Annotated in this window: 24 protein-coding genes; 16 read left to right on the top strand and 8 right to left on the bottom strand. The window is 73.4% G+C overall.

Going from position 1 to position 26,745, the window contains the following annotated elements; translation table 11 throughout:
• Positions 1-31 precede the first annotated feature (31 nt).
• Entirely contained in the window at positions 32-400 is a 369-nt protein-coding gene (locus AGRA3207_RS08045) for a hypothetical protein (protein WP_231333930.1), read from the top strand.
• Here AGRA3207_RS08045 and AGRA3207_RS08040 read toward each other — a convergent pair whose 3' ends face one another.
• A complete protein-coding gene (locus AGRA3207_RS08040; RefSeq protein WP_231333929.1) occupies positions 401-967 on the bottom strand; it encodes a thioredoxin family protein in 567 nt (188 codons plus the stop codon).
• Between the two features lie 151 nt (positions 968-1,118).
• Here AGRA3207_RS08040 and AGRA3207_RS08035 point away from each other — a divergent pair, with 151 nt between their 5' ends.
• Positions 1,119-1,478 carry a DUF1801 domain-containing protein gene (locus AGRA3207_RS08035; protein ID WP_231333928.1) on the top strand — a complete coding sequence of 120 codons (360 nt, stop codon included), beginning with the start codon at positions 1,119-1,121 and terminating at the stop codon, positions 1,476-1,478.
• Between the two features lie 22 nt (positions 1,479-1,500).
• Here AGRA3207_RS08035 and AGRA3207_RS08030 read toward each other — a convergent pair whose 3' ends face one another.
• Complete coding sequence (locus AGRA3207_RS08030) at positions 1,501-3,990, bottom strand: DNA gyrase/topoisomerase IV subunit A (protein WP_231333927.1); 2,490 nt, start codon at positions 3,988-3,990, stop codon at positions 1,501-1,503.
• Between the two features lie 172 nt (positions 3,991-4,162).
• Here AGRA3207_RS08030 and AGRA3207_RS08025 point away from each other — a divergent pair, with 172 nt between their 5' ends.
• Positions 4,163-5,341 carry a lactate 2-monooxygenase gene (locus AGRA3207_RS08025; protein ID WP_231333926.1) on the top strand — a complete coding sequence of 393 codons (1,179 nt, stop codon included), beginning with the start codon at positions 4,163-4,165 and terminating at the stop codon, positions 5,339-5,341.
• Positions 5,342-5,400: 59 nt separating this feature from the next.
• Here the strand turns inward: AGRA3207_RS08025 and AGRA3207_RS08020 are convergent, their stop codons facing one another.
• From AGRA3207_RS08020 to AGRA3207_RS08010, 3 genes are all read right to left on the bottom strand, one after another.
• Positions 5,401-6,090: a class I SAM-dependent methyltransferase gene (locus tag AGRA3207_RS08020; RefSeq protein WP_231333925.1), complete on the bottom strand. Its 690-nt coding sequence runs from the start codon at positions 6,088-6,090 to the stop codon at positions 5,401-5,403.
• A gap of 125 nt (positions 6,091-6,215) precedes the next feature.
• On the bottom strand, positions 6,216-6,791 hold the full coding sequence (locus tag AGRA3207_RS08015; RefSeq protein WP_231333924.1) for a hypothetical protein: 576 nt from the start codon (positions 6,789-6,791) through the stop codon (positions 6,216-6,218).
• Between the two features lie 94 nt (positions 6,792-6,885).
• Positions 6,886-7,275, bottom strand: coding sequence for a hypothetical protein (locus AGRA3207_RS08010; RefSeq protein ID WP_231333923.1), 390 nt, complete (start codon positions 7,273-7,275; stop codon positions 6,886-6,888).
• Positions 7,276-7,684: 409 nt separating this feature from the next.
• Here AGRA3207_RS08010 and AGRA3207_RS08005 point away from each other — a divergent pair, with 409 nt between their 5' ends.
• The 12 genes from AGRA3207_RS08005 to AGRA3207_RS07950 all read left to right on the top strand — a co-directional run bounded on the left by AGRA3207_RS08005 (position 7,685) and on the right by AGRA3207_RS07950 (position 20,211).
• Positions 7,685-8,944: a sensor histidine kinase gene (locus AGRA3207_RS08005; RefSeq protein WP_231333922.1), complete on the top strand. Its 1,260-nt coding sequence runs from the start codon at positions 7,685-7,687 to the stop codon at positions 8,942-8,944.
• Positions 8,932-9,579 carry a response regulator gene (locus AGRA3207_RS08000; protein WP_231333921.1) on the top strand — a complete coding sequence of 216 codons (648 nt, stop codon included), beginning with the start codon at positions 8,932-8,934 and terminating at the stop codon, positions 9,577-9,579. The genes AGRA3207_RS08005 and AGRA3207_RS08000 overlap by 13 nt, the downstream gene beginning before the upstream one ends.
• The gene (locus AGRA3207_RS07995) at positions 9,576-10,442 is read left to right on the top strand and encodes a DUF4097 domain-containing protein (RefSeq protein ID WP_231333920.1); all 867 of its coding nucleotides are present in this window, start codon (positions 9,576-9,578) and stop codon (positions 10,440-10,442) included. The genes AGRA3207_RS08000 and AGRA3207_RS07995 overlap by 4 nt, the downstream gene beginning before the upstream one ends.
• A gap of 418 nt (positions 10,443-10,860) precedes the next feature.
• Positions 10,861-11,880 carry a methionine ABC transporter ATP-binding protein gene (locus AGRA3207_RS07990; RefSeq protein WP_231333919.1) on the top strand — a complete coding sequence of 340 codons (1,020 nt, stop codon included), beginning with the start codon at positions 10,861-10,863 and terminating at the stop codon, positions 11,878-11,880.
• Positions 11,877-12,533, top strand: a complete 657-nt coding sequence (locus AGRA3207_RS07985) for a methionine ABC transporter permease (RefSeq protein ID WP_231333918.1) — start codon at positions 11,877-11,879, stop codon at positions 12,531-12,533. The genes AGRA3207_RS07990 and AGRA3207_RS07985 overlap by 4 nt, the downstream gene beginning before the upstream one ends.
• Before the next feature lie 19 nt (positions 12,534-12,552).
• Positions 12,553-13,368: a MetQ/NlpA family ABC transporter substrate-binding protein gene (locus tag AGRA3207_RS07980; RefSeq protein ID WP_231333917.1), complete on the top strand. Its 816-nt coding sequence runs from the start codon at positions 12,553-12,555 to the stop codon at positions 13,366-13,368.
• 152 nt (positions 13,369-13,520) lie between these two features.
• The gene (locus tag AGRA3207_RS07975) at positions 13,521-15,041 is read left to right on the top strand and encodes an AAA family ATPase (protein WP_231333916.1); all 1,521 of its coding nucleotides are present in this window, start codon (positions 13,521-13,523) and stop codon (positions 15,039-15,041) included.
• A gap of 63 nt (positions 15,042-15,104) precedes the next feature.
• Positions 15,105-16,058 (top strand): STM4015 family protein, encoded by a 954-nt coding sequence (locus AGRA3207_RS07970; RefSeq protein ID WP_231333915.1) that lies wholly within the window; start codon positions 15,105-15,107, stop codon positions 16,056-16,058.
• Positions 16,059-16,074: 16 nt separating this feature from the next.
• Positions 16,075-17,244, top strand: a complete 1,170-nt coding sequence (locus AGRA3207_RS07965) for an STM4014 family protein (RefSeq protein WP_231333914.1) — start codon at positions 16,075-16,077, stop codon at positions 17,242-17,244.
• Positions 17,232-18,032 (top strand): STM4013/SEN3800 family hydrolase, encoded by an 801-nt coding sequence (locus AGRA3207_RS07960; protein ID WP_476692278.1) that lies wholly within the window; start codon positions 17,232-17,234, stop codon positions 18,030-18,032. The genes AGRA3207_RS07965 and AGRA3207_RS07960 overlap by 13 nt, the downstream gene beginning before the upstream one ends.
• On the top strand, positions 18,029-19,333 hold the full coding sequence (locus AGRA3207_RS07955) for an STM4012 family radical SAM protein (protein ID WP_231333912.1): 1,305 nt from the start codon (positions 18,029-18,031) through the stop codon (positions 19,331-19,333). Before AGRA3207_RS07960 ends, AGRA3207_RS07955 begins: the two co-directional genes overlap by 4 nt.
• The gene (locus tag AGRA3207_RS07950; RefSeq protein ID WP_231333911.1) at positions 19,333-20,211 is read left to right on the top strand and encodes an STM4011 family radical SAM protein; all 879 of its coding nucleotides are present in this window, start codon (positions 19,333-19,335) and stop codon (positions 20,209-20,211) included. Before AGRA3207_RS07955 ends, AGRA3207_RS07950 begins: the two co-directional genes overlap by 1 nt.
• A gap of 120 nt (positions 20,212-20,331) precedes the next feature.
• Here AGRA3207_RS07950 and AGRA3207_RS07945 read toward each other — a convergent pair whose 3' ends face one another.
• The 3 genes from AGRA3207_RS07945 to AGRA3207_RS07935 all read right to left on the bottom strand — a co-directional run bounded on the left by AGRA3207_RS07945 (position 20,332) and on the right by AGRA3207_RS07935 (position 23,260).
• Positions 20,332-21,510 (bottom strand): DUF6745 domain-containing protein, encoded by a 1,179-nt coding sequence (locus AGRA3207_RS07945; protein WP_231333910.1) that lies wholly within the window; start codon positions 21,508-21,510, stop codon positions 20,332-20,334.
• A gap of 8 nt (positions 21,511-21,518) precedes the next feature.
• Complete coding sequence (locus tag AGRA3207_RS07940; RefSeq protein WP_231333909.1) at positions 21,519-21,845, bottom strand: hypothetical protein; 327 nt, start codon at positions 21,843-21,845, stop codon at positions 21,519-21,521.
• Between the two features lie 86 nt (positions 21,846-21,931).
• Positions 21,932-23,260, bottom strand: coding sequence for a threonine/serine exporter family protein (locus AGRA3207_RS07935; RefSeq protein ID WP_231333908.1), 1,329 nt, complete (start codon positions 23,258-23,260; stop codon positions 21,932-21,934).
• A 182-nt stretch (positions 23,261-23,442) separates the two neighbouring features.
• Here AGRA3207_RS07935 and AGRA3207_RS07930 point away from each other — a divergent pair, with 182 nt between their 5' ends.
• Positions 23,443-25,536, top strand: coding sequence for a RecQ family ATP-dependent DNA helicase (locus AGRA3207_RS07930; RefSeq protein WP_231333907.1), 2,094 nt, complete (start codon positions 23,443-23,445; stop codon positions 25,534-25,536).
• The last annotated feature ends 1,209 nt before the right edge of the window (positions 25,537-26,745 follow it).

Raw genomic sequence — 26,745 nt, 5'->3', positions numbered from 1 at the left:
GGGGGGAGGCGACCCCGAGAGGAACAGCGGCGTGCTCAGAACGTGGATGATCGCGGAATACCTGCGACCCTACGCGCAGTGGCGGATCAACCGGGCCGACCCGGGCGACGACGGCCGCAACGCCCGCGCCGCGATCGGCCTCATCGACGCCGCGGTCTACACGACGCAGCTCGACGACGGCGAGCGCGTCATCGTCCGCATGGCCGCCGCGGGCTGCTTCGCGCGGGGGCACTTCGACCCCGGCGCCGAGGGCGAGGCGCTCGTCCGACACTGGCACTACGACGGGGCGGAGGGCGGGCCGGCGGAGCTGCTCGAGGCGCTCGCGGCGTCCGCCGAGCGCAGGCCGCGCGCCGCCGCCGCCCTCCCCCTGCCGAGGACGGGCGAGGCCGCCCCGGCGTGATCACGCCGGCTCGTTGCCGGGCCTCCACTTGATCCCGCAGCCGAGGCTGGGCGTGTGGGGCTCGGGGACGGGTTCGCCCGCGAGCACCAGGTCCAGGGCGGCGCGGAGGGAGGAGCCGTCCACGGGGACGTCGTTCCTCGGGCGGGCGCCGTCGAACTCCCCCCGGTAGGCCAGCCTCCGGTCCCCGTCGTACAGGAAGAAGTCGGGCGTGCACGCCGCCCGGTAGGCGCGGGCGGTCTCCTGCGTCTCGTCCAGCAGGTAGGGGAAGGTGAAGCCCGCGCGCGCGGCCTGCTCACGGAGGTGGCCGGCGTCGTCGTCGGGGTAGCGGACGGTGTCGTTGCTGCCGATGGCGACGGTGGACACCCCCTTGGCGGCGTACTCGGCGGTGACGGCGCCGATGCCGGACTCGATGCGGCGCACGTACGGGCAGTGGTTGGACAGGAAGACCACCAGCAGGGCCGGGGCCCCGCGCAGGTCGTCGTCCGAGACGGTGCCGCCCGCCACGGACGGGAGCCGGAACGGGGGCACGGGAGAGCCGAGCGGGACCATGAACGATTCGATCGCCATGAGCCCATTGTCACCCGCGCGGTAGGGCCCGCGCGGCCGCCGGTGTGGGCCCTAGGGCCCTGATGGCGCGCCGTCCGCGGTCCTACCGTCGGACGCCGGGGGCCACACCGCTCCGCGGCGGGGGCCGCGCACACGAAAGGGGAGCAGCGTCATGCCCGGTGACGAGATCGACGCCTACATCGCCAGTGAGCTCGACCCCGGGTACGCCGGGATCCTCGACGTGCTGCGCACGCTGATGGTCGCCCACGCGCCCGGCGCCGTCGAGTGCCTCACCTGCGGGTCGCCCGCGTGGCGCGGCGAGGGGATCCTGGCCGTGGTCAGCCAGAGCAAGAGCCACCTCACCTTCGCGTTCGAGCGCGGCGCGGAGTTCCGCGACGCGCACGGGCTGCTCGAAGGGGCCGGCAGGAGCACCCGGCACATCAAGATCAGGGACATCGACGACATCGACGAGGCCGCCCTGCGCGACTACATCGAGCAGGCCGTCGCGCTCGACGGGGGCCGGCCGGGGTGACCCGGCCGGCCCCCGTCGCGCGTCACTCGGATTCCGGCGGGCCGTCCTCGGGGGCCGGCCCGATCGGGCCGCCGATCGAGGCGATCGGCGAGTCGAGCGCCTCGCCCGACCCGTCGCGGCGGCCGAGGGTGGCGTTGAGCGTGACGGGCCTGCCGTTCGCGGCCGAGGCGCGCAGCGGGGTCGCCGCCGCCCACGCCTGGAGCAGGACGTCCTCGCCCTTGAGGAACCGGTGCGAGCGGACGCCGCCGGTCGCGCGGCCCTTGGCCGGGAAGTCGGCGAAGTCGGCCAGCTTGATCGCGCCGTTCTGGGTGCCGGGCAGCGCCGACGACGACCCGGAGATCGTGATGACCCGCGCCTCGCGCGCGGGGTCGAGCGCCCCGAACCACAGGACGCGGGCACCGGAGCCCAGCTTGATGCCCGCCATCCCGCCGGCGGCGCGGCCCTGCGGACGGACGTTGGACGCGGCGAAGTGCAGGAGCTGGGCGTCGGTGGTGATGAACACCAGGTGCTGCGCGTCGTCGAGGAGCTGGACGGCGCCGACGACGCGGTCACCGTCCTTGAGCCCGATCACCTCGAACTCGTCGCGGTTGGCGGGGAAGTCGGGGACGACCCGCTTGACCACGCCCTGCTCGGTGCCGAGCGCGAGGCCGCCGCCGACGTCGTCCAGCGCGGCGACGCCGACGACCGTCTCGTCCGGCTCCAGGTCGACGTACTCGGTGACCGGCGCCCCGCCCGCCAGGGACGGCGGGGTCGCCGATGCCGGGAGCGTCGGCAGGTCGAGGACGTCCACACGGATCATCCGCCCGTGGGAGGTGACCGCGCCGACCTGCGCGCGCGCCGTCGCCGGCACCACCGAGACCAGCACGTCGTGGGGTGCGCGGGGGCCGCTGTCGGGCAGCGGCCCGGCGCCGTGCGTGCGCGCCATCAGCCCGGTGGCCGACAGCAGGACGGTGCACGGGTCGTCGGCGACCTCCAGCGGCACCGCGGACGCCGCGGTGTGCCCGGACGCCTCCAGCAGGATGGTGCGGCGCGGCGTGGCGAACTCGGCCGCGACCTCGCCGAGCTCCTTGGACACCAGCCCGCGGAGCTTGCGCTCGGACTCCAGGATCGCGGTCAGCTTCGCGATCTCCTTGGCGAGCTGCTCCTTCTCCTTCTCCAGCTCCAGCCGGTCGTAGCGGGTGAGGCGGCGCAGTGGAGTGTCGAGGATGTACTGCGACTGGATCTCCGACAGCTCGAAGATCTGCATGAGCCGCTGCTTGGCCTGCGCGGCGTCGTCGCTCTGCCGGATGACCTGGATGACCTCGTCGATGTTGAGCAGCGCGACCAGCAGGCCGTCGACGAGGTGGAGGCGGTCCTCGCGCTTCCTGCGGCGGTGCAGCGAGCGGCGCCGCACGACCTCGATGCGGTGGTCGACGTACACCTGGAGCATGTCGCGCAGGCCGAGGGTGCGGGGCTGGCCGTCGACGAGCGCGACGTTGTTGATGCCGAACGTCTCCTCCATCGGCGTGAGCCGGTAGAGGTCGTTCAGCACGGCCTCGGGGTTGAAGCCGTTCTTGATCTCGATGACGAGCCGCAGGCCGACGTTGCGGTCGGTGAGGTCCTTCAGGTCGGCGATGCCCTGGATCTTCTTGGCGTTGACCAGTTCCTTGATCTTGGCCTTGACGCGCTCCGGGCCGACCGCGTACGGAAGCTCGCTGACCACGATGCCTTTGCGGCGGGGCGTGACGTTCTCGATGGACGTGGTGGCGCGGGTGCGGAACGTCCCGCGGCCGCGCTCGTAGGCGTCGCGGACCCCGTCCAGGCCGACGATCTTGCCGCCGGTGGGCAGGTCGGGTCCCGGGACGTGGCGCATCAGGTCGTCCAGCGACGCGTCGGGGTGGTCGATCAGGTGCCGGGCGGCGGCGATGACCTCGCCGAGGTTGTGCGGCGCCATGTTGGTGGCCATGCCGACCGCGATGCCGGACGCGCCGTTCACCAGCAGGTTGGGGAACCCGGCGGGCAGGACCTCGGGCTCGGTCTCCTGGCCGTCGTAGTTGGGCCGGAAGTCGACGGTGTCCTCGTCGATGGAGGCGACCATGAGCATCGCCTCGCGCGACATCCGCGCCTCGGTGTACCGCATCGCGGCGGGAAGGTCGTCGCCGCCGAGCGAGCCGAAGTTGCCGTGCCCGTCGACCAGCGGCATCCGCATCGCCCAGGGCTGCGCCATCCGCACCATCGCGTCGTAGATCGCGCTGTCGCCGTGGGGATGCAGCTTGCCCATGACCTCCCCGACGACCCGGGCGCACTTGACGTGCCCCCGGTCGGGGCGCAGGCCCATCTCGTTCATCGAGTACAGGATCCGGCGCTGGACGGGCTTCAGCCCGTCGCGCGCGTCGGGAAGCGCGCGCTGGTAGATCACCGAGTACGCGTACTCGAGGTAGCTGCCGCGCATCTCCTCGGAGACATCGACGTCGATGATGTTCTCTTCGAAGTCCGGCGGCGGGGGAGGGGCTTGGGATCCGCGTCGTGCCATGCCCCACATTGTGGCCGGTCCCGGGGACATCTTCGCCCCGCCCCACCGGGCGCGCCGCTCGATCGTCCGGATTGGTGCCGTTCCGTCACCCGCCGCGACCTGGCACATTGATGCCCTACGGATTCACGAACGGCGGCCCCGCGGGGCCGCGTCCCCCGCCGGAGGTTCCCGCATGAGCGCGCTCGCCGACTTCCAGAACTCCCTCTACCTGCAAGGACTCGGGGACGTGCTCCCGTCCCTGCCCACCGACCTGACGAAACTGGAGGGGCTCGCCGAGGGCGTCCTGTCGCGCCGGGCCTTCGGCTACGTGGCGGGGGCGGCGGGGAGCGAGGCGACGGCCCGCGCCAACCGCGCCGCGTTCGACCGGTGGCGGATCGTCCCGCGGATGCTGCGGGACGTCGCCGAACGGGACCTGTCGGTGGAGGTGCTGGGCACGGCGATGCCGGCGCCGATCCTGCTCGCGCCCATCGGCGTCCAGTCGCTCCTGCACCCGGACGGGGAGCGGGCGGCGGCGCGCGCGGCGGCGGCCGAGGGCCTGACGATGGTGCTGAGCACGGCGGCGTCGCAGCCGATGGAGGAGGTCGCGGAGGCCGGCGGCGACGGCGCGCCCCGCTGGTACCAGCTGTACTGGCCGAAGGACCGCGATCTGGCCGTCAGCTTCCTGGAACGCGCCAGGGACGCGGGCTGCACCGCCCTCGTCGTCACCCTCGACACGTTCACGCTGGCCTGGCGCCCCCGCGACCTCGACGCCGGGTTCCTGCCGTTCCTGCGCGGCATCGGCGTCGCGAACTACTTCAGCGACCCGGTCTTCCAGAAGGCGGTGGGCGGGCCGGTCACCGACGCCAACCGCGAGGCGGCGCTGCTGCACTGGGCCGCCGGCTTCGGTGACCCGAGCCTGACCTGGGACGACCTGATCTTCCTGCGGGACCACTGGGAGGGGCCGATCGCGCTCAAGGGCATCCAGCATCCCGACGACGCCCGGCAGGCGGTGGATGCGGGCATGGACGGCGTCATCGTGTCCAACCACGGCGGGCGGCAGGTCGACGGCGCGGTCGCGTCCCTGGACGCGCTGCCCGGCGTGGCCAAGGCCGTCGGGGACCAGGCGGCCGTCCTGTTCGACAGCGGCGTCCGGACGGGCGCGGACATCGCCAAGGCCCTCGCGCTCGGCGCCGACGCGGTCCTGGTCGGGCGCCCCTACGCCTACGGGCTGGCGCTGGGGGGCCAGGAGGGCGTCCGGCACGTGCTGCGCTGCCTCCAGGCCGAGCTGGAGCTGACCCTGGCCCTCGCCGGGCTCACCCGTCCGGGGAGGCTGTCACCGGAGATCCTGTCCTGCGCGCCGACGTCGAGGTAGCGCCTTGACGGCCGGTGGCGTCGGTGGTCCGGTGGCGGGTGACGGCCGACGCGGCGCGGTCAGCGGCGGGCCAGGACGAGCGCGCCCCGCTTGGTGACCGGGAGCGGGGTGCGGAGCCGTCCCGCCGCCTCGGCGGCCTCGGCGCGGGGCACCTGGCGGGCGACGAGGTAGTCCCGGACGGCCTCCCGGTCCGGCAGGGTGATCAGCGGGGCGTCCCAGCGCTCCACCTCGACCTCGCCGAACACCTCGCACACCCGCGCGGGCGCGTCCTCGGCGTCGAACGGCGTCGGCGCGGGGCGCCAGACCGGTGCCAGCTCGGGGCTGTCGGTCCGGCAGACCGCCGTGACGATCAGCAGGCCGCCGGGGGCGAGGACCCGGCGGGCCTCCCGGAGGGCGAGCCGGGGTTCCCCCAGGTGCCAGAGGACGTTCACGGCGACGGCGGCGTCGAACGACCCGTCCCGGAAGGGCAGGCGCACGGCGTCGGCCCGGACCCGGGGGCCCGGGTGCGCGCGGAGCATGGTCGCGGACGCGTCCACCCCGGCCAGGAGGAACGGGGGACCGGCGGGGAGCGCGGCGGTGAGGGCGCCCTCACCGCAGCCGATGTCCAGGACGCGCGATACCCCGGCGTGCAGCAGCTTGGAGGCGATATGGCCGTGCAGGCACCGCGCGCCGATGAGGTACTTGCGCGTCACCCGTGCCGACAGGCGGAAGCGCTCGGGGTCGGCGTCGTAGTCGCGCGTCACGGCCATGAAGGGAGTCTGCCCGGCGGACGGCGGGCGGATGCGCCGCCTCGCCGGAGGACCGCGCGGCGGGCGGATTCGGGGCCGCTGAAAAACTTAGAACGGTCCAGAAATGGGGTGCGGGGTACCCTGGGTCAGCCGCGCGGGCGGGCCGCGACCGGCGGGCGGTCGAGGTCGAGCTCGTCGAGCACCGCCCCGTCCGGGGCGAGGGCCTCCACGACCGGGCCCCGGCGCGCCGACCACACCACGACGACGTGCCCGTGGACGGGGACGTCCAGCAGCCGCTTGCCGACGCGGATCCGCGCCACTTCCGCCGAGACGCGCAGCCGCGCCTCGTTCACCCACTTCGCGCCCCACGGCAGCAGCCGGTTGGCGTTGCGGACGGTCCGTCCCGATCCGTACTTCTGGAGGTAGCGCCCCATCTCGCCGGACGAGCGCCGCGTCAGGGGCTCATCGGGTGCCGCTCCGCCCGCGCCGCCGAGGCCCATCCACTCGCCGTCACGGCGGTGGAACGTCCAGCCCTCGATGAACGGCGCCGTCCCGGGTGCCCCGTCCCACTGGTGCAGGAACGTGACAACTGCGACGTCTCCCTCCTTATCAATACAGAGTGGAACGAACTCCCGTCCCTCGGCGAGGGCGTCGGGCGCGGGGTCCGGCAGGCCGTCCCGCAGGAGCCGCAAGCACTCCTCGTACACCTCGTGGTCGTTCATGTCGGGGACCTCTGATCGTGCAGGCAGGGCTAGGGGCCCTCTCGGAAGAGGGCCCCTACGTGGGACTCACTCTAGAGGTCCGGCTCGTCTGCTTTCACCCGTCTGGCGTACTCCCGTCGATGCTTTGCCATCCGGGCTTCACCTGCGCGTCGTCCCCCGGCTCCGGGGGCATGATCGCCCGCGCGGCGAGGACGCCGAAGAGGATCGCCGCAGGCAGCTCGGCCATCGCGGCCAGCGCGAGCGCGACCCTTCGGTCGGCTCCTGGCGCGGCGGTCAGCACGTCGAACCACGCGTCCGCCAGCAGCAGGGCGCCGGTGGCGGCCGCCACCGGACCATGCCGCGCGTCCCCTCTGGCGAGCAGCATCCCGGTGCCGAGCATCCCCGTGGCCAGCATGAGGTCGAGGCCGACCCACAACGCCGGCCAGTGGGACACCTCCGCGGTGGGCGGCAGCCGGGCGGCGAGCCCCCACGTCCATGGCACCATCACGACACCGCCCCCGACCAGCCCCCATCCGAGCCACCGCCGCTGGACGCGCCGCCCCCGGGGCCGGGGACGGGGCCGCCGGGCCACCGGTGGCCATGGCCTCGATCGGCCATGCGGCGCCTTCGGGCGGGCGGGCGCCGACCGCGATCCGGTGTCCGGCACATGGCGTGACCGGGCACCGGCCTCACGGACCGGACGAGGGGTGAAGGGTGTCGTGCTGGCGACCATGGGAGGGGCTCCTGTGCTGGCGGACGCGGCGTCCCCGTCCCTGGGGCGCCGGTTCCAGCCTCGCCGCGCCGCGGCTCACTTTCAGTAACACCGGTACCCGGCCCGGGGTGGCACCAGGTTCACCCCCGGACCGGAAGGCACTTCTATGGCGATGCCCCAAATGGGGCAATACGGTTGCTCCATGGCATCCGTCTCCCCGGCCCGGCGTGCCCTCGCGCACGCTCCGTGGTCGCGGGCGGCCTGGCGCGACACCGCCTTCACCGCCTCCGGGGTCCCCCTGCAACTCGCGGGCTGGGCGATTCTCGGCGTGTTCTGGATGGTCTGGTTGCCATCGGACCCCCTGATGATCCTCATCCTCACCGCCGGGTCGCTCCTCCCGGTCCTGCTGGCGCTGCGCCGGCTGACGGCCTGGCAGCGCGAGCGCTTCTGGGCGATGCTCGGGCTCGACATCCCCCGCCTGCCCCGCTTCGACGGCGGCCGCCCCTGGGACACGCTGCGCGACGTCCGCTCGCCCGAGGTGTGGCGCGTCCTGCGCTACCACATGCTGGTGGGGCCGGTACTGGCCATCGGCGCGGTCGCCGTCATCACCGCATGGGCGGCGGGCCTGGTCCTCGCCGTCTACGACGCGTTCGCCTGGGCACTGCCCCCCTCCGAAGCGCTCGGCCCGCGATCCCACCCCGCGGGCCTGTTCGCGCTGGGCGGCGTGCTGCTGGTCGCGGCGGCGCCCTGGATGGCGGCCGCGGTCCGCCACGCCGACGCCCGCGCCGGCGCCGCGCTGCTCGGCCCGGACCGGGCCAGCGAGCTGGAGCGGCGCGTCGAGGACCTGGCGGAGAAGCGCGCCAGCGTGGTGGACGCCGCCGACATCGAGCGCCGCCGCATCGAGCGCGACCTGCACGACGGCGCGCAGCAGCGGCTCGTCTCGCTCGCCCTCAACCTCGGGCTGGCCCGCGAGACGCTCACCGGCGTCCCGGACGAGGCGATGCGGGTGATCGTGGAGGCGCACGAGGAGGCCAAGGAGGCGCTGGCCGAGCTGCGCGGCCTCGTCCGCGGCCTGCACCCGGCCGTCCTGGAGGACCGTGGCCTGGACGCCGCGCTGTCCGGGGTCGCCGCGCGGGTGCCGCTGCCCGTGCGGCTGCGGGTCGAGGTGGAGCCGCGCGCCTCGTCGACCGTCGAGGCCGTCGCTTATTTCGTGGTCTCCGAGGCGCTCACCAACGTGGTCAGGCACGCCCGCGCGTCGTCGGTGGACATCATGGTGCTCCGCCGCGGTGAGACGCTGCGGGTGTCGGTGGCCGACGACGGCGAGGGCGGCGCCGACCCGTCCCGCGGGACGGGGCTGACCGGCCTCGCCCGCCGCGTCCGGTCCGTGGACGGTACGTTCCGGATCACCAGCCCCGCCGGGGGCCCGACGACCGTCACCGTGGAGCTGCCGTGCGCGTTGTGATCGCCGAGGACTCGGTCCTGCTGCGGGCCGGGCTGATCAAGCTGCTGGAGACCTCCGGGTTCGAGGTGGCCGCGGCGGTCGGGGAGGCCGAGGGGCTGCTGGCGGCCGTCCGCAGGCACCGCCCCGACGCCGCGATCGTGGACGTGCGGATGCCGCCGGGCTACACCGACGAGGGGGTCCGGGCCGCGCTGGTGATGCGCCGGGAGACGCCCGGGGTGGCGGTGCTGCTGCTGTCGCAGTACGTCGAGGAGCGGTACGCCGCCGACCTGCTGTCGTCCAGCACCAGCGGCATCGGCTACCTGCTCAAGGACCGCGTCGCCGACGTCTCGGTGTTCCTGGACGCGCTGCGCCGGGTCGCCGCCGGAGGCACCGCGCTGGACCCCGAGGTCGTCTCCCAGCTGCTGCTGCGCCGGCACCGCGACCCCCTCGACCGGCTCACACCACGGGAGAGGGAGGTCCTGTCGCTGATGGCGGAGGGCCGCTCCAACGCGGGCATCGCGGCGGCGATGGTGGTGAGCGAGAGCGCCGTGGCCAAGCACATCAACGGCATCTTCGCCAAGCTCGACCTCCCGCACGCCGAGGGCGACCATCGCCGCGTCCTCGCCGTCCTGCGGTTCCTGGACGGCGACGGGTGACCCCCGGCGGCCACCCCTCCGCCGATGCCTCCGGTGTCTCCGGCGGGCCGCCCCGGTCCGGCACCGCGGAGGCCGGACCGCGTCCCCGGCGGCGCGGCGTGTGGGTGTTCCTGGCGATCGTGACGGCGTTCGCCGTGGTCGCGCCCGCCGCCCTGTGGGCGGTCGAGCGGGCCGTCCGGCGGACCTCGACGTCGATGACCCCGTACCGGCACGCGATCAAGGACGTCCGGCTCGATATGGGCGACGCGCGGGTCTCGGTGGGGCCCGGTCCCGAGGGCGAGGCGCGGGTCTTCAAGAGGCTGACGTGGGCGCTGCGCAAACCGGCCGTGGGCGAGTCGCTGATCGACGACGTGCTGTACGTGACCTTCCGCTGCGACGACCCGTCCGCCCTCACCGCGGGCCTGGAGTGCGGCGGGGACATCGACGTCCAGGTGCCCCCGGGCGTGCGCGTCTCCGCGGTCTCGAGCTCGGGTGAGATCAACGTCCGGGGGCTGACCGGCGACCTGGACCTGCGCACGGGCGCCGGCGAGATCGGCGTCGCGGGCGCCCGCGGGCGGCTGCGGCTCCAGGCCGGAGCCGGGACGCTCCGGGGGACGGGGCTCGCGGCGTCCAAGACCCTGGCCCGCGTGACGTCCGGCGAACTGGACCTGCGCTACGCCGAGCCGCCCGGCTACGTGGAGGCGACCGCCGGTGCCGGGTCGGTCAAGGTCATCGTCCCGCCCGGTTCCCGCTACCGCGTCCCCGGCTGGAGCGGCTCGGGCTCGTCCCACCTCAACCCCGCGATCGTCGACGACGCGTCGCCGAACGTGATCGCCGCCTACAGCCGCGCCGGCTCCACCTACGTGGACGTCAGGGACGACTGACCGCCGGCGGGCCGGGCCCCGCCCCCGGATGCGGGTTTGCGTCATTTGTCTCGGCCCGGTTAACTGATGACATGACCGCCGTACGCCCGTTCCCCGCGCGTGTTCCGCTGATCCGGCGGGCGGCTTCCCTCTGTCGCCGCCGAATGCGCCACCGCTGAAGGTCGTCGCCTGAGCCTCGCGCCCCGGGGAGCGTGGTGATCGCCCCGGACCAGGTGCCCGCCTGGTGGCCCGCATCCTGACCGTCCTCGTGCGATCGCCACACCGCTCGTGATCCGCCCGGTGGTGCCGCCTCCGGCATCGTCCCGCCGGGCGGATGAAGGCCCGCGCGACGCCTGAGCCGGCCGGCGAGCACCCCCGTCCCCCTGTCCGCCCGCACCGCCGCACATTCCCGGCGGCGCCCGCACGCACCGGATTCCCTGTGATTCAGATCGAAAAACTTCGGAAGGTCTACCGCGCCCGCGGGCGCGAGGTGACCGCCGTCGACGGTGTCGACCTGACCGTCGCCGAGGGCGAGGTCTTCGGCGTGCTCGGACGCAGCGGCGCCGGCAAGAGCACCCTCCTGCGCTGCGTCAACCTGCTCGAACGTCCCGACGCGGGACGCGTCCGCGTCGGCGGGCGCGACCTGCTCGCGCTGCGGGGCCCCGCCCTGCGCCGCGCCCGCCAGGGCATCGGCATGATCCACCAGCATTTCGGCCTGCTCGGCAGCCGCACCGTCGCCGGCAACGTCGCGTTCCCGCTGGAGGTCATGGGCGTCCCGCGGGCCGAGCGGGCCGCGCGCGTCGACGAGCTGCTGGAGCTGGTCGGGCTCACCGAGCACGCGCGGGCCCATCCGGCACGGATCTCCGGCGGGCAGAAGCAGCGCGTCGGCATCGCCCGCGCGCTCGCCGGGCGGCCGAAGGTGCTGCTCTCGGACGAGGCGACCTCCGCGCTCGACCCCGCCACCACCGCCTCGATCCTGGAGCTGCTGCGCGACCTGAACCGGCGGCTCGGCCTGACGATCCTGCTGATCACCCACGAGATGGAGGTGGTCAAGCGGATCTGCGACTCCGCCGCGGTGATGCGCGACGGGCGGATCATCGAGTCGGGGCCGGTGACCGGGCTGCTCGCGCGGCCCGGTTCGGAGCTGACCCAGGGCCTGTTCCCGCTGCCGCCCGCCGTGCCCCGCGCGGGCTCGACGGTCGTCGAGGTGACCTTCGCGGGCGGCGCCGCCGACCGGCCGTTCGTGTCGGCGCTGGCCCGCAGGTTCTCGGTGGACGTCACCATCCTCGGCGGCGCCGTGGAGACCGTCGGCGGCGAGCGCGTCGGGCGGCTCCGGCTCGAGCTGCCGGGCGGGCCGTCCGCGAACACGGCGCGGCTGGCGTTCCTGCGCGAGTCCGGCCTGGCCGTGGAGGTCACGACACCCGGCTGGGCGCCGGCCGACGAGGAGGACCCGCGATGACCTGGGACGAGGTGACCCCGCTGCTGTGGCCCGCGACACGGGAGACCCTGTACATGACCGGCGTGTCGGCGCTGTTCACCGCCGTGCTCGGGCTGCTCCTCGGCGTGCTGCTGGTGATCACCGAGCGGGGCGGGCTGCTGGCGGCCCCGCCGGTCAACAGGACGCTGGGCGTCGTGGTGAACATCGGCCGCTCGCTGCCGTTCCTCATCCTGATGGTGGCGATCATCCCCTTCACCCGGGTCGTCGTCGGCACCAGCATCGGCAACGCGGCGGCGATCGTCCCGCTGACGGTCGGCGCCATCCCCTTCTACGCCCGGCTCGTGGAGATCGCGCTGCGCGAGGTCGATCCCGCCGTGGTCGCCGCGGCGGACGCGATGGGCGCGACCCGGCGGGAGATCGTCGGGAAGGTGCTGCTGCGCGAGGCGCGCCCGGGCCTGGTGTCCGGCCTGACCGTCACCGTCATCGCACTGATCGGCTACACCGCCATGGCCGGGACGGTTGGCGGCGGCGGCCTCGGTAACCTCGCCGTCACCTACGGCTACGAGCGCTTCGAGACCAAGGTCATGGTCGCCACCGTGGTGCTCCTCATCGTGCTCGTCCTCATCATCCAGGCCGCGGGGGACCTCGTCGCCCGCCGCCTCACGCACAAGTGACGCACAGAAAGGCACCCTCGTGCTCCGCAAGATCATCATCACGCTGACGTCCGTGGGCCTGCTCGCCGCGATGACCGCGTGCGGGTCGTCCGAGGCGTCCAACGACGCGGACGCCCCGCTGAAGGTCGCGGTCAACCCCGTGCCCCACGGCGACATCCTCAAGTACGTCAAGGACGACCTGGCGTCCAAGGCCGGGCTCAAGCTCGACATCGTCACCTTCGACGACTACCAGCAGCCCAACACCGTCCTGAAGGAGAAGCAGGTCACGGCCAACTACTTCCAGCACGTGCCCTTCATGCAGGAGTTCGAGAAGAAGTCGGGGACGAAACTGGCGTTCGTCGCGCCCGTCCACCTGGAACCCCTCGGCGTCTACTCCAAGAAGGTGACGAGCCTTCAGGCCGTCCCGCATGGCGCGACCGTCGCGGTGCCGAACGACCCGGCGAACCAGGGACGCTCGCTGAAGCTGCTCGCCGACAACGGCCTGCTCACGCTCAGGCAGGGCGCGCCCGCCAGCGCGACGGAGCGCGACATCACGGGCAACCCCAAGGGCCTGAAGTTCAAGCCGCTGAAGGCCGCGCAGCTTCCCCGTTCCCTGGACGACGTCGACCTGTCGGTCATCAACGGCAACTACGCCCTTGAGGCGCACCTGGCGCCGAACAAGGACGCGCTCGCCGCCGAGAAGGCCGAGGGCAACCCGTACGCCAACGGCATCGTCACCCTCCCGGAGAACAAGGACGACCCGCGTGTGAAGAAGCTGGTCGAACTGCTCCGCGGGCCCGAGGTGAAGAAGTTCGTCGAGGACAAGTACAAGGGGTCCGTACTCATCGCCTCCTGACGCGCGCCCTGGGCGGACATCGCACAGAGCCCGGGCGGACGGGTCGCACCGTCCGCCCGGGCCTTGTGCGTGTGTGCCGCAAACCGGTCGCGGGCGCGCGCGGGGGCTGCCTAAGCTGACTTGCGGGCGGCCGGACGAACGGGGGACATCTGGTGACCGATGCCGTGAGCGGCCCCGCGGGCGGGGAGCTCGACCTGGAGTCGGCGCGCACCCTGGCCACCGGGCTCCAGCGCCTGCTGCGCACCGCGGGGGAGCGCCTCACCGAGGACAACGCGGCGTCGCCGCTGGTGGCGCGGATCACCGACCACATCGGCGTCCCGTTCCACGACCTGGTGACGGTCGGCCACGACTACAAGAGCTGGGAGCACGCCGGGCTGCAACGCGGCATCGACGCCTACCTGGCGGACCGCCCGCCCGGCGCCGAGTGGTTCGGCATCGCCGGCGCCGAGCGGCACTTCGACAACATCAGCTCCATGATCAACGCGGTGATCACGATGGGCACCTACCTGCTGGGCCGTCCCGACTACGGCACCGCCGCCGTCGGCCCCGCGGAGTCCATGGAGGTCGTCGAGCTGGGCCTGGTGCCGACGCTGGCGCCGGACGGGTCCCCGGTCGTCATCGGCGTCCTCACCCGCGAGTCGTACGAGGCGCTGTGCGTCCTCACCGTCTTCGCCCGGGACCGGGCGGCCGCCGCCGCGGTCCGCGACGAGGTGGACCGGCTCCGCCGCGAGCACGACGTGATGCGCGGCCAGGTCCTCGGCTTCACGTCCAGCGAGCACCGCGAGAACGCGCTGGTCACCTTCCTGCCCCGGCCGCACCTCGCCGCGTCCGACGTCGTCCTGCCGGACGGGCGGCTGGAGGCGATCGAGGCGCACGTGGTCGGGATCGCCGAGCACGCCGAACGGCTCCTCGCCGCGGGGCAGCACCTCAAGCGCGGGCTGCTGCTGCACGGCCCGCCCGGCACCGGCAAGACCCACACGGTCCGCTACCTGATGGGACGGCTCCTGGGGTACACGGTCGTCCAGCTCACCGGCCCCGCCCTGCGGTTCCTGGACGACGCCGTGGCGCTGGCGCGCAGCCTCCAGCCCTCCATCGTCATCGTGGAGGACGTGGACCTGGTCGCCGAGGACCGCGACCTCTTCGAGGGCGGCTCCAGCCCCCTGCTGTTCTCCCTCCTGGACGCGATGGACGGCGTCGCCGGCGACGCCGACGTCGTCTTCGTCCTCACCACCAACCGCGTCGGCTCCTTGGAGTCCGCCCTGGCGGAGCGTCCGGGACGGGTGGACCTGGCCGTGGAGATACCCCGTCCCGACATCCGGGGAAGGGTGGAGCTGCTTCGGCTGTACGGGCGCGAGCTGCGTCTCACCGCCGACCTGGAGGACATCGCCGCCCGCACCGAGGGCGTCACCGCCTCGTTCATCAAGGAACTCGTCCGGCGCGCCGTGCTGGTCGCGCTCCGCGAGGGCGGCGCGGCGGAGGTCCTGACCGACGCCCACTTCGGCGCGGCGCTGACCGAGATGTTCGACCCCGCGCAGTCGCTCACCCGCGGCCTGCTGGGCGCGGCGTCGGACGGCGGTCCGGATGCCGGATCGGGCGGCGGTCCGGTTGCCGGATCGGACGCTGGACCGGGCGTGCAGGGCGGATCCGAGGGTTTCGCGGACGAGGACGACTGAAGCACGACGGTTTGTCCGCCCGTGCTGATAGGACAGGGTCCGACGAAATCGTGAAGGGGACCCATGGGCGTGTATCAGCATCTGGAGGAGTACGCCGGGCTGCCGGTGTGCAGGTTCTACGGCAAGGAGTCGGAGGAGGGCGACGGACCTGGGCCGGACTCCAAGGGCTACCCGCCGCCCGGCGAGGCGGCGTGGTACGTCGGGACGATGTTCGACTCGGAGCCGTTCAGCGAGACCTTCGCGCGGTTCCTGGAAGCGGTCGACACCACCCAGATCACCGCCCTCGTCATCGGCTACTGGGGTGCGTCCTACGACGAGAACGTCGCCGACCCCGTGGCGCTCCTGACCGGTGCCGCATCCTCCTTCCCGAGGCTGACGTCGCTCTTCCTCGGCGACATCCTCGGCGAGGAGTCGGAGATCTCCTGGATCGAGCACTCCGACATCACCCCGCTGTTCGCGGCGTTCCCCGCGCTGGAGCGGTTCGACGTCCGCGGCGCCCAGGACCTCGCGCTCGAACCGATCAAGAGCACGACGCTGAAGGTGCTGCGGTTCGAGTCGGGCGGGCTGCCCGCGCGGATCGTCCAGGCCGTGGGCGCGAGCGAGCTGCCGAACCTGGAGCGCCTCGACCTGTGGCTCGGCGAGGACAACTACGGCGGCGACGCGACCGTCGCCGACCTCGCGCCGCTCCTGTCCGGCGAGCGGCTGCCCGCGCTGCGCCACCTCGGCCTGGAGGACAGCGAGATCCAGGACGAGGTCGCCGCCGCGGTCGCCGGCGCGCCGATCGTGGCGCGGCTGGAGTCGCTGAGCCTCGCGATGGGCGTCCTGACCGACCAGGGCGCCGAGGCGCTGCTGTCCGGGCAGCCGCTCACGCATCTGCGCAGGCTCGACCTGCACCACCACTTCCTGTCCGACGCGATGGTGGAACGGGTGAGGGCCGCGCTCCCCGGCGTCGACGTCGACCTGAGCGAGCAGGAGAAGCCGGACGGCGACTGGCGCTTCGTCGCGGTGTCGGAATGACCCACGGCACCCTTTCATGACCACCGCCGTGACCGGCGCGGTCGTCCCGGGAGCGGTTGTCCCGGGTGGCCTCGGAACGGGCGCCGACAGGAACGGCGCCTCAAGGACCGTCGTCGTCGCGACGCCCGGCGACCGGCGTCCTGTGCTGTTCGCCGACGCGTGCCGCGCGTCAGGGCTGTCCGAGCCCAGGGTCGTCCCCTGGACGGACGTCCTGCGCGGTTCCTCGCTCCCCTTCGGCCCCGGTGACCTGCTCCGCGTCGACTCGCCGGGGGAGGACCCGGCGGCCGACGCACTGCTGCGCGGTCCCGGGGACCCGTCGCGCGTGGGCGGCGGCGCCGCCTGGTACCGGACGTTCACCGCCGCGCTCGCGAGGATCGACGCGGCGGCGGCGCGGGCGGGCGCACGGCTCCTCGGGGACGTCGGCGAGATCGCGGTGATGTTCGACAAGCGGCGGTCGCACGCGCGTATGCAGGCCGCCGGAGTCCCCGTCCCCGCAGCGCTCCCCCCGGCCGGGAGCTACGCGGAACTGCGGTCCCTGATGGACGGCGCAGGGGAGCGGCGTGTGTTCGCCAAGACGGCGCATGGCTCGTCCGCGTCGGGTGTGGTGGCGTTGCAGACGGCGCCCGGCGGACGCGTCAGGGCCGTCACGTCCGCGGCCATGACACCGTCCGGCCTGTTCAACTCGCTCCGTGTCCGGGTGTACGACACAGAACGGGACGTCGCCGCGCTGATCGACGCCCTGGCGCCGGACGGCCTGCACGTGGAGCGGTGGCTGCCGAAGGCCACGATCGGCGGTCGCGTGTTCGACCTGCGGGTGGTCGTCATCGGCGGTGAGCCCACCCACGCGGTCGTGCGGACGAGCCGCAGTCCGATGACCAACCTGCACCTTGGCGGCGCCAGGGGAGACCTCGTGGCGGTGCGGCGCGCGCTTGGCGAGGACGGCTGGCAGAGGGCGCTCGACGTGTGCGCGCGGGCCGCCGCCTGTTTCCCCGGCAGTCCGATGGTCGGCGTCGATCTGCTCGTCCCCATGGGCATGAGGCGGTTTGCGGTGTGCGAGGTCAACGCGTTCGGGGATCTGCTCCCCGGACTTCCCGGCCTGCCGGGGACCTCCGCGGAGGGACTCGACACCTACACTGCCCAGGTCAGGGCCACCTTGTCGGAGTACGCCCCCGCATGTACGACATGAACGAGATCATCGGCAGCCACGACGTGCTGCTGGTGACCCTCGACACGCTGCGCTACGACGTGGCCGCCGAGCTCGCCGCGACCGGGGGGACGCCCACGCTCGCCGGGCTCCTCCCAGGGGGCCGGTGGGAGCGCCGCCACTCGCCCGGCAGCTTCACGTACGCGGCGCACACCGCGATCCTGGCCGGGTTCCTGCCCACTCCGGCATCGCCCGGCCCGCACCCGCGCCTGTTCGCCGGGGCGTTCCCGGGCAGCGAGACGACGGCCCCCGGCACCTGGACGTTCGACGCCGCGGACCTGCCGTCCGGTCTCGCCGCGGCCGGGTATCACACCGTCTGCGTCGGGGGCGTGGGCTTCTTCAACAAGCTCACGCCTCTGGGGTCCGCCCTGCCCTCGCTGTTCGCCGAGAGCCACTGGGAACCGGGGTTCGGCGTCACCGACCCGGCCTCCCTGGACCACCAGATCGACCGCGTCGCCGACGTGATGGACCGGCTGCCCGCCGCACGGCGGCTGTTCCTGCTGCTGAACGTCGCGTCGCTGCACCAGCCCAACTGGTTCTACCTGGACGGGGCGACCAGCTCGCACGGCGACACCCGGGCGAGCCACACCGCCGCGTTGCGGCACGTCGACGCCCGGCTGGGTCGGCTCTTCGCCCTCATGCGCCGTCCCTGCTTCGTGATCGTCTGCTCCGACCACGGGACGGCCTACGGGGAGGACGGGCACACCGGGCACCGCATCGGCCACGAGGTCGTGTGGACCGTTCCGTATGGGGAGTTCGTTCTGCCGTGACCTCAACAGACCGCTACCAGCACTACGTCTACGCGTACCCGCACAAGACCGCCTACCGTCCGCTCAATCCGCCGCGTCCGCTGCGCGAGGTGTGGGCGGGCGAGCCCCTCGACTCCCTGTTCCTCTACCTGCACATCCCCTTCTGCGAGATGCGCTGCGGCTTCTGCAATCTGTTCACGCGGACGGGCGCGCCCGAGGAACTGACCGGTGCCTACCTCGACGCGCTCGACCGGCAGGCCACCGCCGTCCTGGACGCCCTGGAGGGCGCCGGGACGTTCGCCACCGCGGCGTTCGGCGGCGGGACACCGACCTACCTGACCGCGTCCGAGCTGGAGCGCCTCTGCGACATCGCCGGACGGTTCTCCGGGTTCGGGTCGGCCCCGCTGGGAGTGGAGACGTCCCCGGCGACCGCCACCACCGACCGGCTCACCGTCCTGGCCGAACGCGGAACCACGCGCGTCTCACTCGGGGTGCAGAGCTTCATCGACGAGGAGGCCCGCGCCGCCGTCCGCCCGCAGAAGCGCGCCGAGGTGGAGGCCGCGCTCGACCGCATCCGGGCCGTCGGGTTCCCGATCCTCAACATCGACCTGATCTACGGCATCGACGGCCAGACACCGGCGACATGGTCGCACTCCCTGAACGCCGCCTTGAAGTGGCGCCCGGAGGAGATCTACCTGTACCCGCTGTACGTCCGTCCGGGCACGGGCCTGCACCGGCTCGACGAGCAATCCCGCCGGGAGTGGGACGACTCACGCCTCGCCCTTTACCGGATCGGCCGCGACCACCTTCTGGCGGAAGGGTACGAGCAGGTGTCGATGCGGATGTTCCGGCTGCCGCGCGAGGACGCGGGGGGCACCGAGTACTGCTGCCAGACCGACGGCATGGTCGGCCTGGGCTGCGGAGCCCGCTCCTACACGACCGGCCTGCATTACTCGTTCGAATACGCGGTCGGGGCGAGGCACGTCCGCGCCATCATCGACGACTACGTCCGCGAGGACGACTTCGGCGCCGCCCGCGTGGGCTTCGCGCTGGACGACGACGAGCGCCGCCGCCGTCATCTCGTCCAATCCCTCCTGCAGTCCACCGGCCTCGACCGGAACGCCTACACCGAGCGCTTCGGAACAGACCCTTCCGACGACTTCGCCGTTGACCTCACGTCGTTCGACAGGCGGGGATGGCTGGAGACGACATCCGCGTCCATCTCCCTGACCTCGGAAGGGCTCGCCCACTCGGACGCCATCGGCCCCGCCCTGTTCTCGCCGCACGTGCGGGAACGGATGGCCGCCTACGAGACGCGCTGATGGAACACCTCACGATCCTCTATCGCGGGCCGCTCGCCAGCTGCGACTACGACTGTCCCTACTGCCCGTTCGCCAAGCGCCGCGACACGCCGGAGCAACTGCGTGCCGACCGCGCGGCACTCGAACGTTTCACCGGCTGGGTCGCCGGCAGGGACCACCGCGTCTCCGTCCTGTTCACGCCCTGGGGAGAGGGGCTCGTACGGTCCTGGTACCGGCGCGCTCTGGTGGAGCTGAGCCGCCTCCCGCACGTCGACCGCGTCGCGATCCAGACGAACCTGAGCCACCGCGTGTCGTGGACGTCCGACGCCGACCCGGCCAAGCTGGCGCTGTGGGCGACCTACCATCCCGGTCAGGTGCCGTACGAGCGCTTCCTCGGCAAGTGCCGTGAGCTGGCTCGGGCCGGGATCAGGCACAGCGTGGGGATCGTCGGGCAGCCCGAGCACCTCGCGGCCGCCCGCCGCCTCCGCGCCGACCTGCCCGCCGCGACGTACCTGTGGGTCAATGCCGCCGAGGGACGCCGCTACGACGACGCCGAGGCCGCCACCTGGACCGAGATCGACCCGCTGTTCCCCGTCAGCCGCCGGCCCCACACCAGCCGCGGCCTCGCCTGCCGCACCGGCGAGAGCGTCGTGTCCGTGGACGGCGACGGGACGGTGCGCCGCTGCCATTTCGTCCCGTCCGTCCTGGGCAACCTGTACGACGGATCGTTCCTCGGCGCGCTCGCGCCGCGTCCTTGCCCGCTGGACACCTGCGACTGCCACATCGGCTACGTGCATCTGGAGCCGCTCGGCCTCTACGACACCTTCGCGGGCGGCGTCCTCGAACGCATCCCCGCGTTGCTGGGCCGGTCACCGCTGCCCGGTCGGCCGACCCTGTGACGTACGGCGGCGCGGCCTTCCGCTGAGACCGCGGGAGCCGGGCGGGTATCCCTTGGGGACAGGGGAAGTGCTACCAAGGGACACCCGCCGTGACCGGTGCGATACCGGTCGTCCATAGGCTCAGGTCTGCTTCTCCGGGTGGTAGTCGGCCTCGTCCACTCCGAACGTCCAGGCGACGCCCGCGCGCGCCGTCCGCGTGCCGGGCGGCACACGGAGGTAATAGGTGCGGCGCGTCCCATCCGGTTCGGGCGTGGAGTTGACCACCTCCACCATGACCACGGGCTCGTCACCGGGCAGTTCGATGGACCACAGCACCCCCGTCTCATCGCGGTGCAGCGGACGCGCGCCGGTCTCGGCCAGGTACCGGTCGTAGCCGAAGATCTCCAGCATCACCCGGCGCAGCTCGGCGTTCTCCTCGGCGGAAATACGGCCGGGGGTGAGCCCGGTCAGGGAGTCCACGAAGTCGGGCGGGATCGGCATGCCACGCCAGGCGTGCAGGGAGAACCCGTCCGGATAGGCCATGGCCGGGCCGTCGCCCCGGTGCAGCCGCCCGGGCTCGTCGCGGTGCAGGTCCGACGGACGTTCGGAGAGGATCACGAGGTCCTCGTACGGCCACCACCAGCCCGCGGAGCGTGCGGCCTCCGCCAGGCCGTCCAGCGGGCCGGACAGCCGCCCGAGCGTCTCGAACAGCGCGAGCCATGGTGCGTCGTGCTGGCCCAGGACCGCGTCGAGGGTGGCAGAGCGCAGGATGGTCTCCGCCTCGTCCTGCGCGGAGGACCCCGCACCGCTTTCACCGCCGGGACCCTGGACGGCCAGAGCCCCGATAGCGGCGCGCACCCGCGTGACCAGCGACTGCACCTGGTTCCAGAGGAGGCCGCCGGTCTCGGCCCACACCCGCGGCCACTGCTCCGGCCCCTGTTCGGAGCAGGCCGCGGTGCGTTCCGCCTCCCACGGACGCGTCCTGACGGCGGTGAGGACGCTCGCCCTCGCGGGCGTCCCGCCGAGATCGCCCCGGGCGAGGTCGACCAGGTCTCCCAGCCCGGCCTCGCGAAGGCGGTCGCCGTGCCCGGCGAGGACGGCCGCGGCGACGGCCCCCCGCGCGGGCGAGGGCACCCACACGTACCGTGCGGGGGCGTCCAGCCCGGCGGACGCGTAGGCGGCGGCCACGCCCGCCTCGGCCCGGCCGCGGTCGGCGGGCCCGGTGCCGAAGGCGACGGACTGCCAGTCGCCGACCACGTAGTGCGCCGCGCGCGGCGGCCGGGCGGCGGGTGCTTCGGTGAGTGATGCTCCGGTGGACATGCCGCGCCTCAGTCCGCCACGACCCGGACGGCGCCGGGCACGTACTCGCGCTGCCGGATCACCCGGTACCAGCCCTTGGGCAGGGTGATCGCCGCGTGTTCCTCGTGCACCAGCCGCCCGCCCGACGGCAGGTGCAGGTGGTCGGGCGCGAGCGGGTCGGGCACCCGCAGCAGCGAGCCGGGCGCGGTCAGCGCGTGCGCGTGACCGGTCGCCTCGCCGAGCGCCAGGACCATGCGCCCGCGGCCGTCGCGCGGGGCCGCCGGCAGCTCCCGGACGGACGGCGGGACCGCCTCCTCCGGAACCGGCATGATCAGGATGTCTCCCTGTCGGTACATGCGGCGAACATAACCTTCGCCACCGACAGTTCTCCGAAGCCGCGCAGCTCTCCGCGGCGGGGCGGGACTTCGCGGCAGGGCAGGTCTCAGAAGCCGCGCGTCCGCCGGGCGGCGGGCCGGGCCCAGCGTCCGGAAGCGCTCAGGCCGACGCGCTGGAACGCGCGGACGAGCTCCCCGCCGAGGTTCACGCCCGCGCCCAGGGCCAGCGCCACCGAGAGGGCCCCGATGAGGCTCAGCACGCCCGTCTCGGGGGCGCCGGTGTTCAGCTCGACCATGCCCCGGTACAGCGCCGTCCCCGGCAGAAGCGGTCCGATGGCCGGGACCACGAACGGCATCACCGGGGCCTGATGCCGCCTGGCGAGCCAGTTCGACAGCACACCGACGACCGTCGCGGCCACCGCCGACGCCAGGACGGGAGGAACGTCCCATCCCAGCAGGAGGACGTGCAGCACCCAGATCACCGCGCCGCCCAGAGCCGACGCGGTCAGAACATCCCGGGGCGCCGCGAGCGACACCGCGAACGTCACCGAGACGGCGGCCGCCGCCATCACCGCGACGGGCTTGAGGGTCGCCGCGGGGCGCGGCAGGTGGCTGACGTCGATCGGCACGTCCAACGTGACCCCGAGGTAGACCATCGCCCCCAGACCGGCGACGATCGCCGCGATCATGAAGAAGACCTCCAGCATCCGCGCCCCGGCGCTCACCAGGTCGCCGGTGATGCCGTCCTGGATGCTCGCCACCAGCGGGCGCCCCGGCAGCAGCGCCAGGATCGCGCCCGTGACGATCGTGGACGCGTGCGCGGGGTTGCCCATGCCGACCACCAGCACCGCGCCGCCCGCGCCGATCGCCGACGCCACCGTCAGCTGGAAGAATTCCGCGACACCGCGCCGCGCCAGCGCGGCCGCGGTGCGGTCGCCGAGCAGCGTGGCAACGAACGCCGTCCCCGCCACGAGCGGGCCGCCGCCCGCCAGGACACTGCCGGACGCGGCGATCAGCCCCAGCGAGACGACGATCAGCCACGGCGGGTAGGGGGCGCGTCCCCGCTTCATCTCCGCGAGCCTCCGGTGCGCCTCGTCCAGCTCCAGCATGCCGATGGAGGCTTCTTGGACGAGATTGTGCAGCGCTGTGAGCCGCCAGAACGCGGGCGTGCGGCGCCGGATGGCCCGCGAGCCCGTCACCGGCGGCGCGCCCTTGCCCGGGTGGGCGCTGACCAGGAGGCTCGTCAGTGTGACCTGCACCTCGCAGCGCGGCAGCTCGTAGGCGACCGCGAGGCCGAGCATGGCCTCGTTCACCCGCTCGGTGGTCTCGCCATTGGCGAGCAACAGCTCGCCCACACGAAGCACGAGGTCGACCGCCCAAGTGTCGACGTTCTCGCCGGGCTCGTCCTCGGGAGGCTCGGGCGGAGAGACGTCCATGAGAGCGTGCCACGTCCGCCGCAAGCGTTCCGCCGCGCCCATCCGCCCCCCGGGTCCCTTTCTCCGCGAAACCGATCTTGATGGGGAGGCTACCCAGGGCGCGCCGCGCCACAATCATGCGAGGTTGTCCACAGAATTCGATTCTGGTGCGGACGCCACGCCGCCGCTGGTACCAAGGGGGCATGAGCGAATTCGAGGGACTCCGTGACGAGGCCGAGCGGTGCCTGCGCGCCCTCGCCGGCGACCGGGCGCGCCTCCGCGACGACCAGTGGACGGCGATCCACGCGCTCGTCGTCGAGCGGCGCCGCGCCCTGGTCGTCCAGCGCACCGGCTGGGGCAAGTCCGCCGTCTACTTCGTGGCGACCCGGCTGCTCCGCGGGCGCGGCGCGGGCCCCACCGTGATCGTCTCGCCGCTGCTGGCGCTCATGCGCAACCAGATCGAGGCCGCCGACCGGGCCGGCATCCACGCCCGCACCATCAACTCCTCCAACACCGACGACTGGGAGCAGATCTTCACCGAGGTCGAGGCTGGACGGGTCGACGTCCTCCTGGTCAGCCCCGAGCGCCTGAACAACCCCGACTTCCGCGACCTCGTCCTGCCCAAGCTCGCCGCCGGGGCGGGCCTGGTCGTGGTGGACGAGGCGCACTGCATCTCCGACTGGGGCCACGACTTCCGTCCCGACTACCGCCGCCTGCGCACCCTCCTCGCCGAGCTGCCGCCCGGCATCCCCGTCCTCGCCACCACCGCCACCGCCAACGCCCGCGTCACCCAGGACGTCGCCGAGCAGCTCGCCGGCGACGACGCCCTCGTCCTGCGCGGCCCGCTCGAACGCGAGTCCCTGCGCCTCGCCGTGGTGAAGGTCCCCACCGCCGAGCAGCGCGTCGCCTGGCTCGGAGAGCACCTGGAGAGGCTGCCGGGCTCCGGCATCATCTACACCCTCACCGTCGCCGCCGCCCACGAGATCACCGGCTACCTCCGCGACCGCGGCCACGAGGTCACCGCCTACTCCGGGCAGACCGAGCAGGCCGAGCGGCTCCAGGCCGAGCAGGACCTGCGGGACAACAAGCTCAAGGCCCTGGTCGCCACCAGCGCCCTCGGCATGGGCTTCGACAAGCCCGACCTCGGCTTCATCGTCCACGTCGGCGCCCCGCAGTCCCCGGTCGCCTACTATCAGCAGATCGGCCGCGCGGGCCGCGGGGTCGACCGCGCCGAGGTCATCCTGCTGCCGGGACCGGAGGACCGTGACATCTGGGCGTACTTCGCGAGCCTGGCGTTCCCGCCCGAACCCACGGTCCGCACGACGCTCGACGTCCTGGAGAACGCCGGCCGCCCCCTGTCGACGGGCGCCCTGGAACCCCTGGTCGACCTCAACCGCGCCCGCCTGGAGATGATGCTCAAGGTCCTCGACGTCGACGGCGCCGCACGCCGCGTCAAGGGCGGCTGGACCGCCACCGGCCGCCCCTGGTCCTACGACCGCGAGCGCTACGAGCGCGTCACCTCCGAACGCCGCCGCGAGCAGCAGGCGATGCTCGACTACATCGCCACGGAGGGCTGCCGCGAGAAGTTCCTGCGCGACCAGCTCGACGACCCGTCCGCCGTCCCCTGCGGGCGCTGCGACAACTGCACCGGCGACCACTGGTCGGCCGACGTCACCCCGGAGGGCGCAACCCGGGCCCGCGACCGCCTCCACCGCCCGGGCGTGGACATCGCCCCCCGCCGCATGTGGCCCACCGGCGTCAAGGACGACCTGGGCGTTTCCGGCCGCATCAAGGCCGACCAGCAGGCCGAGACGGGCAGGGCCCTGGGCCGTCTCACCGACATCGGCTGGGGCAACCGCTTGCGCGACCTGTTCGCCTCCGGCGACACCGACGTCCCCTCCGACATGGTCGACGCCGTCGTCAAGGTCCTCGCCGCCTGGGACTGGCCGGCCCGCCCCACCGGCGTCGTCACGATCGGCTCGCGTTCCCGTCCCCGCCTGGTCACGAGCCTCGGCCGTCGGATAGCCGACATCGGCCGCCTTCCCTACCTGGGTGAGCTGGTCCCGGCCGGAGACCCGGTGCCCCGCCGCCACAACAGCGCCCAGCGTCTCCGCTCGGTCTGGCAGGCGCTGACCGTCCCCCCCGAACTCGCGGCGGCCCTCCCCGACGCGACCGGTCCCGTCCTCCTGGTCGACGACCGCGTCGAGACCGGCTGGACCATGACGGTGGCCACCCGGCTCCTCAGAGAGGCCGGCGCCCCCGCCGTCCTCCCCCTGACCCTCGCGACACCCAACTGACCGCGGCACATGGGCCACCGCGCGGAAAAGACACGCCCCCGCCAGAAGGCGGGGGCGTGTACCGGTAGGTGCCGCATGGCGTTGTCACCGCTTGAGCGCCTTGGCAAGCCGTGCCCGCCGGGCGTTGCGCGCCTCGGCGCGAAGCGCGGCCACTCGGTCGTTGACGAGGTCCCTGGAGAACTCCGGGCGGATCATGTGCTGCTCCCTGTTTCCTGCCGGACCCTCCCGGCCCGACATGTACAAGGTTCGTCCTAAGGCCCCCCACCCCACATCGGGACGAAGCCCTATCCCGAACCCGCAGAGTGCCTTAGCCTCCGCCCCCCGCCTTAGGCCGCTCCCAGCTCGCCCAAACGCCCCAGCACCCCACCCCCACCCGTGCGTGGCCACACCAGTGCGGGCCGCACCTACGCAGCGCTGCGCCAGCGTGGTGCCGCACCTTCGCGGGGCCACACCGACGTGGGGCTGCACCAGTGCGGGCCGCATCAGCGTGAAGCCACACCGGTGCGGCGCGCACCTGCGCAGCGCTACGCCAGTGTGGGGCCGCACACCAGCGTTGGTGCCACACACCAGCGTGGGGTCGCGCCTACGTGGGGCCGCGCCAGTGTGGGGCCGTGCCTGCGCGGAAGCTCACACTGCGCGGGGCCACGCCCGCGTGGGGCCGCGGCTGCGCGGGACCACAAATCAGCGCGGGGCCGCACCTGCGTAGGGCCGCGCCATTGTGGGGCTGCACGCCTGCGCGGGGTCACGCACCTGCGCGGGGCCACGCCTGCGCGGGCCGCGCCAGTGTGGGGCTGCACGCCAGCGTGGTGTCGCACACCAGCGTGGGGCTGCGCCTGCGTGGGCCGCGCCAGCGCGGGACCACACATGAACGCGGGGCCACGCCTGCGTAGGGCCGCATCAGCGTAGGGCCGCGTCAGCGCGGGGGCACATCTGCGTGGGGCGGCATCAGCGTGGGAAGCCGCGCCTACGTGGGGGGCACGCCTGTGCGGGGCCACACTGCGCGGGTCCGCGTCTGCGTGGGGCCGCGCCTGCGTGGGCCGCGCCATTGTGGGGCTGCACACCAGCGTGGTGTCGCACCAGCGTGGGGCTGCGCCTGCGTGGGCCGCGCCAGCGCGGGACCACACATCAACGCTGGGGCCACGCCTGCGTAGGGCCGCATCAGCGCGGGGGCACATCTGCGTGGGGCGGCATCAGCGTGGAAAGCCGCGC

Source organism: Actinomadura graeca, assembly GCF_019175365.1.
In the GTDB taxonomy this organism is placed as follows: domain Bacteria; phylum Actinomycetota; class Actinomycetes; order Streptosporangiales; family Streptosporangiaceae; genus Spirillospora; species Spirillospora graeca.
Note: the sequence above shows the minus strand (reverse complement) of the source record. Positions and strands in the feature narration are given on the sequence as shown.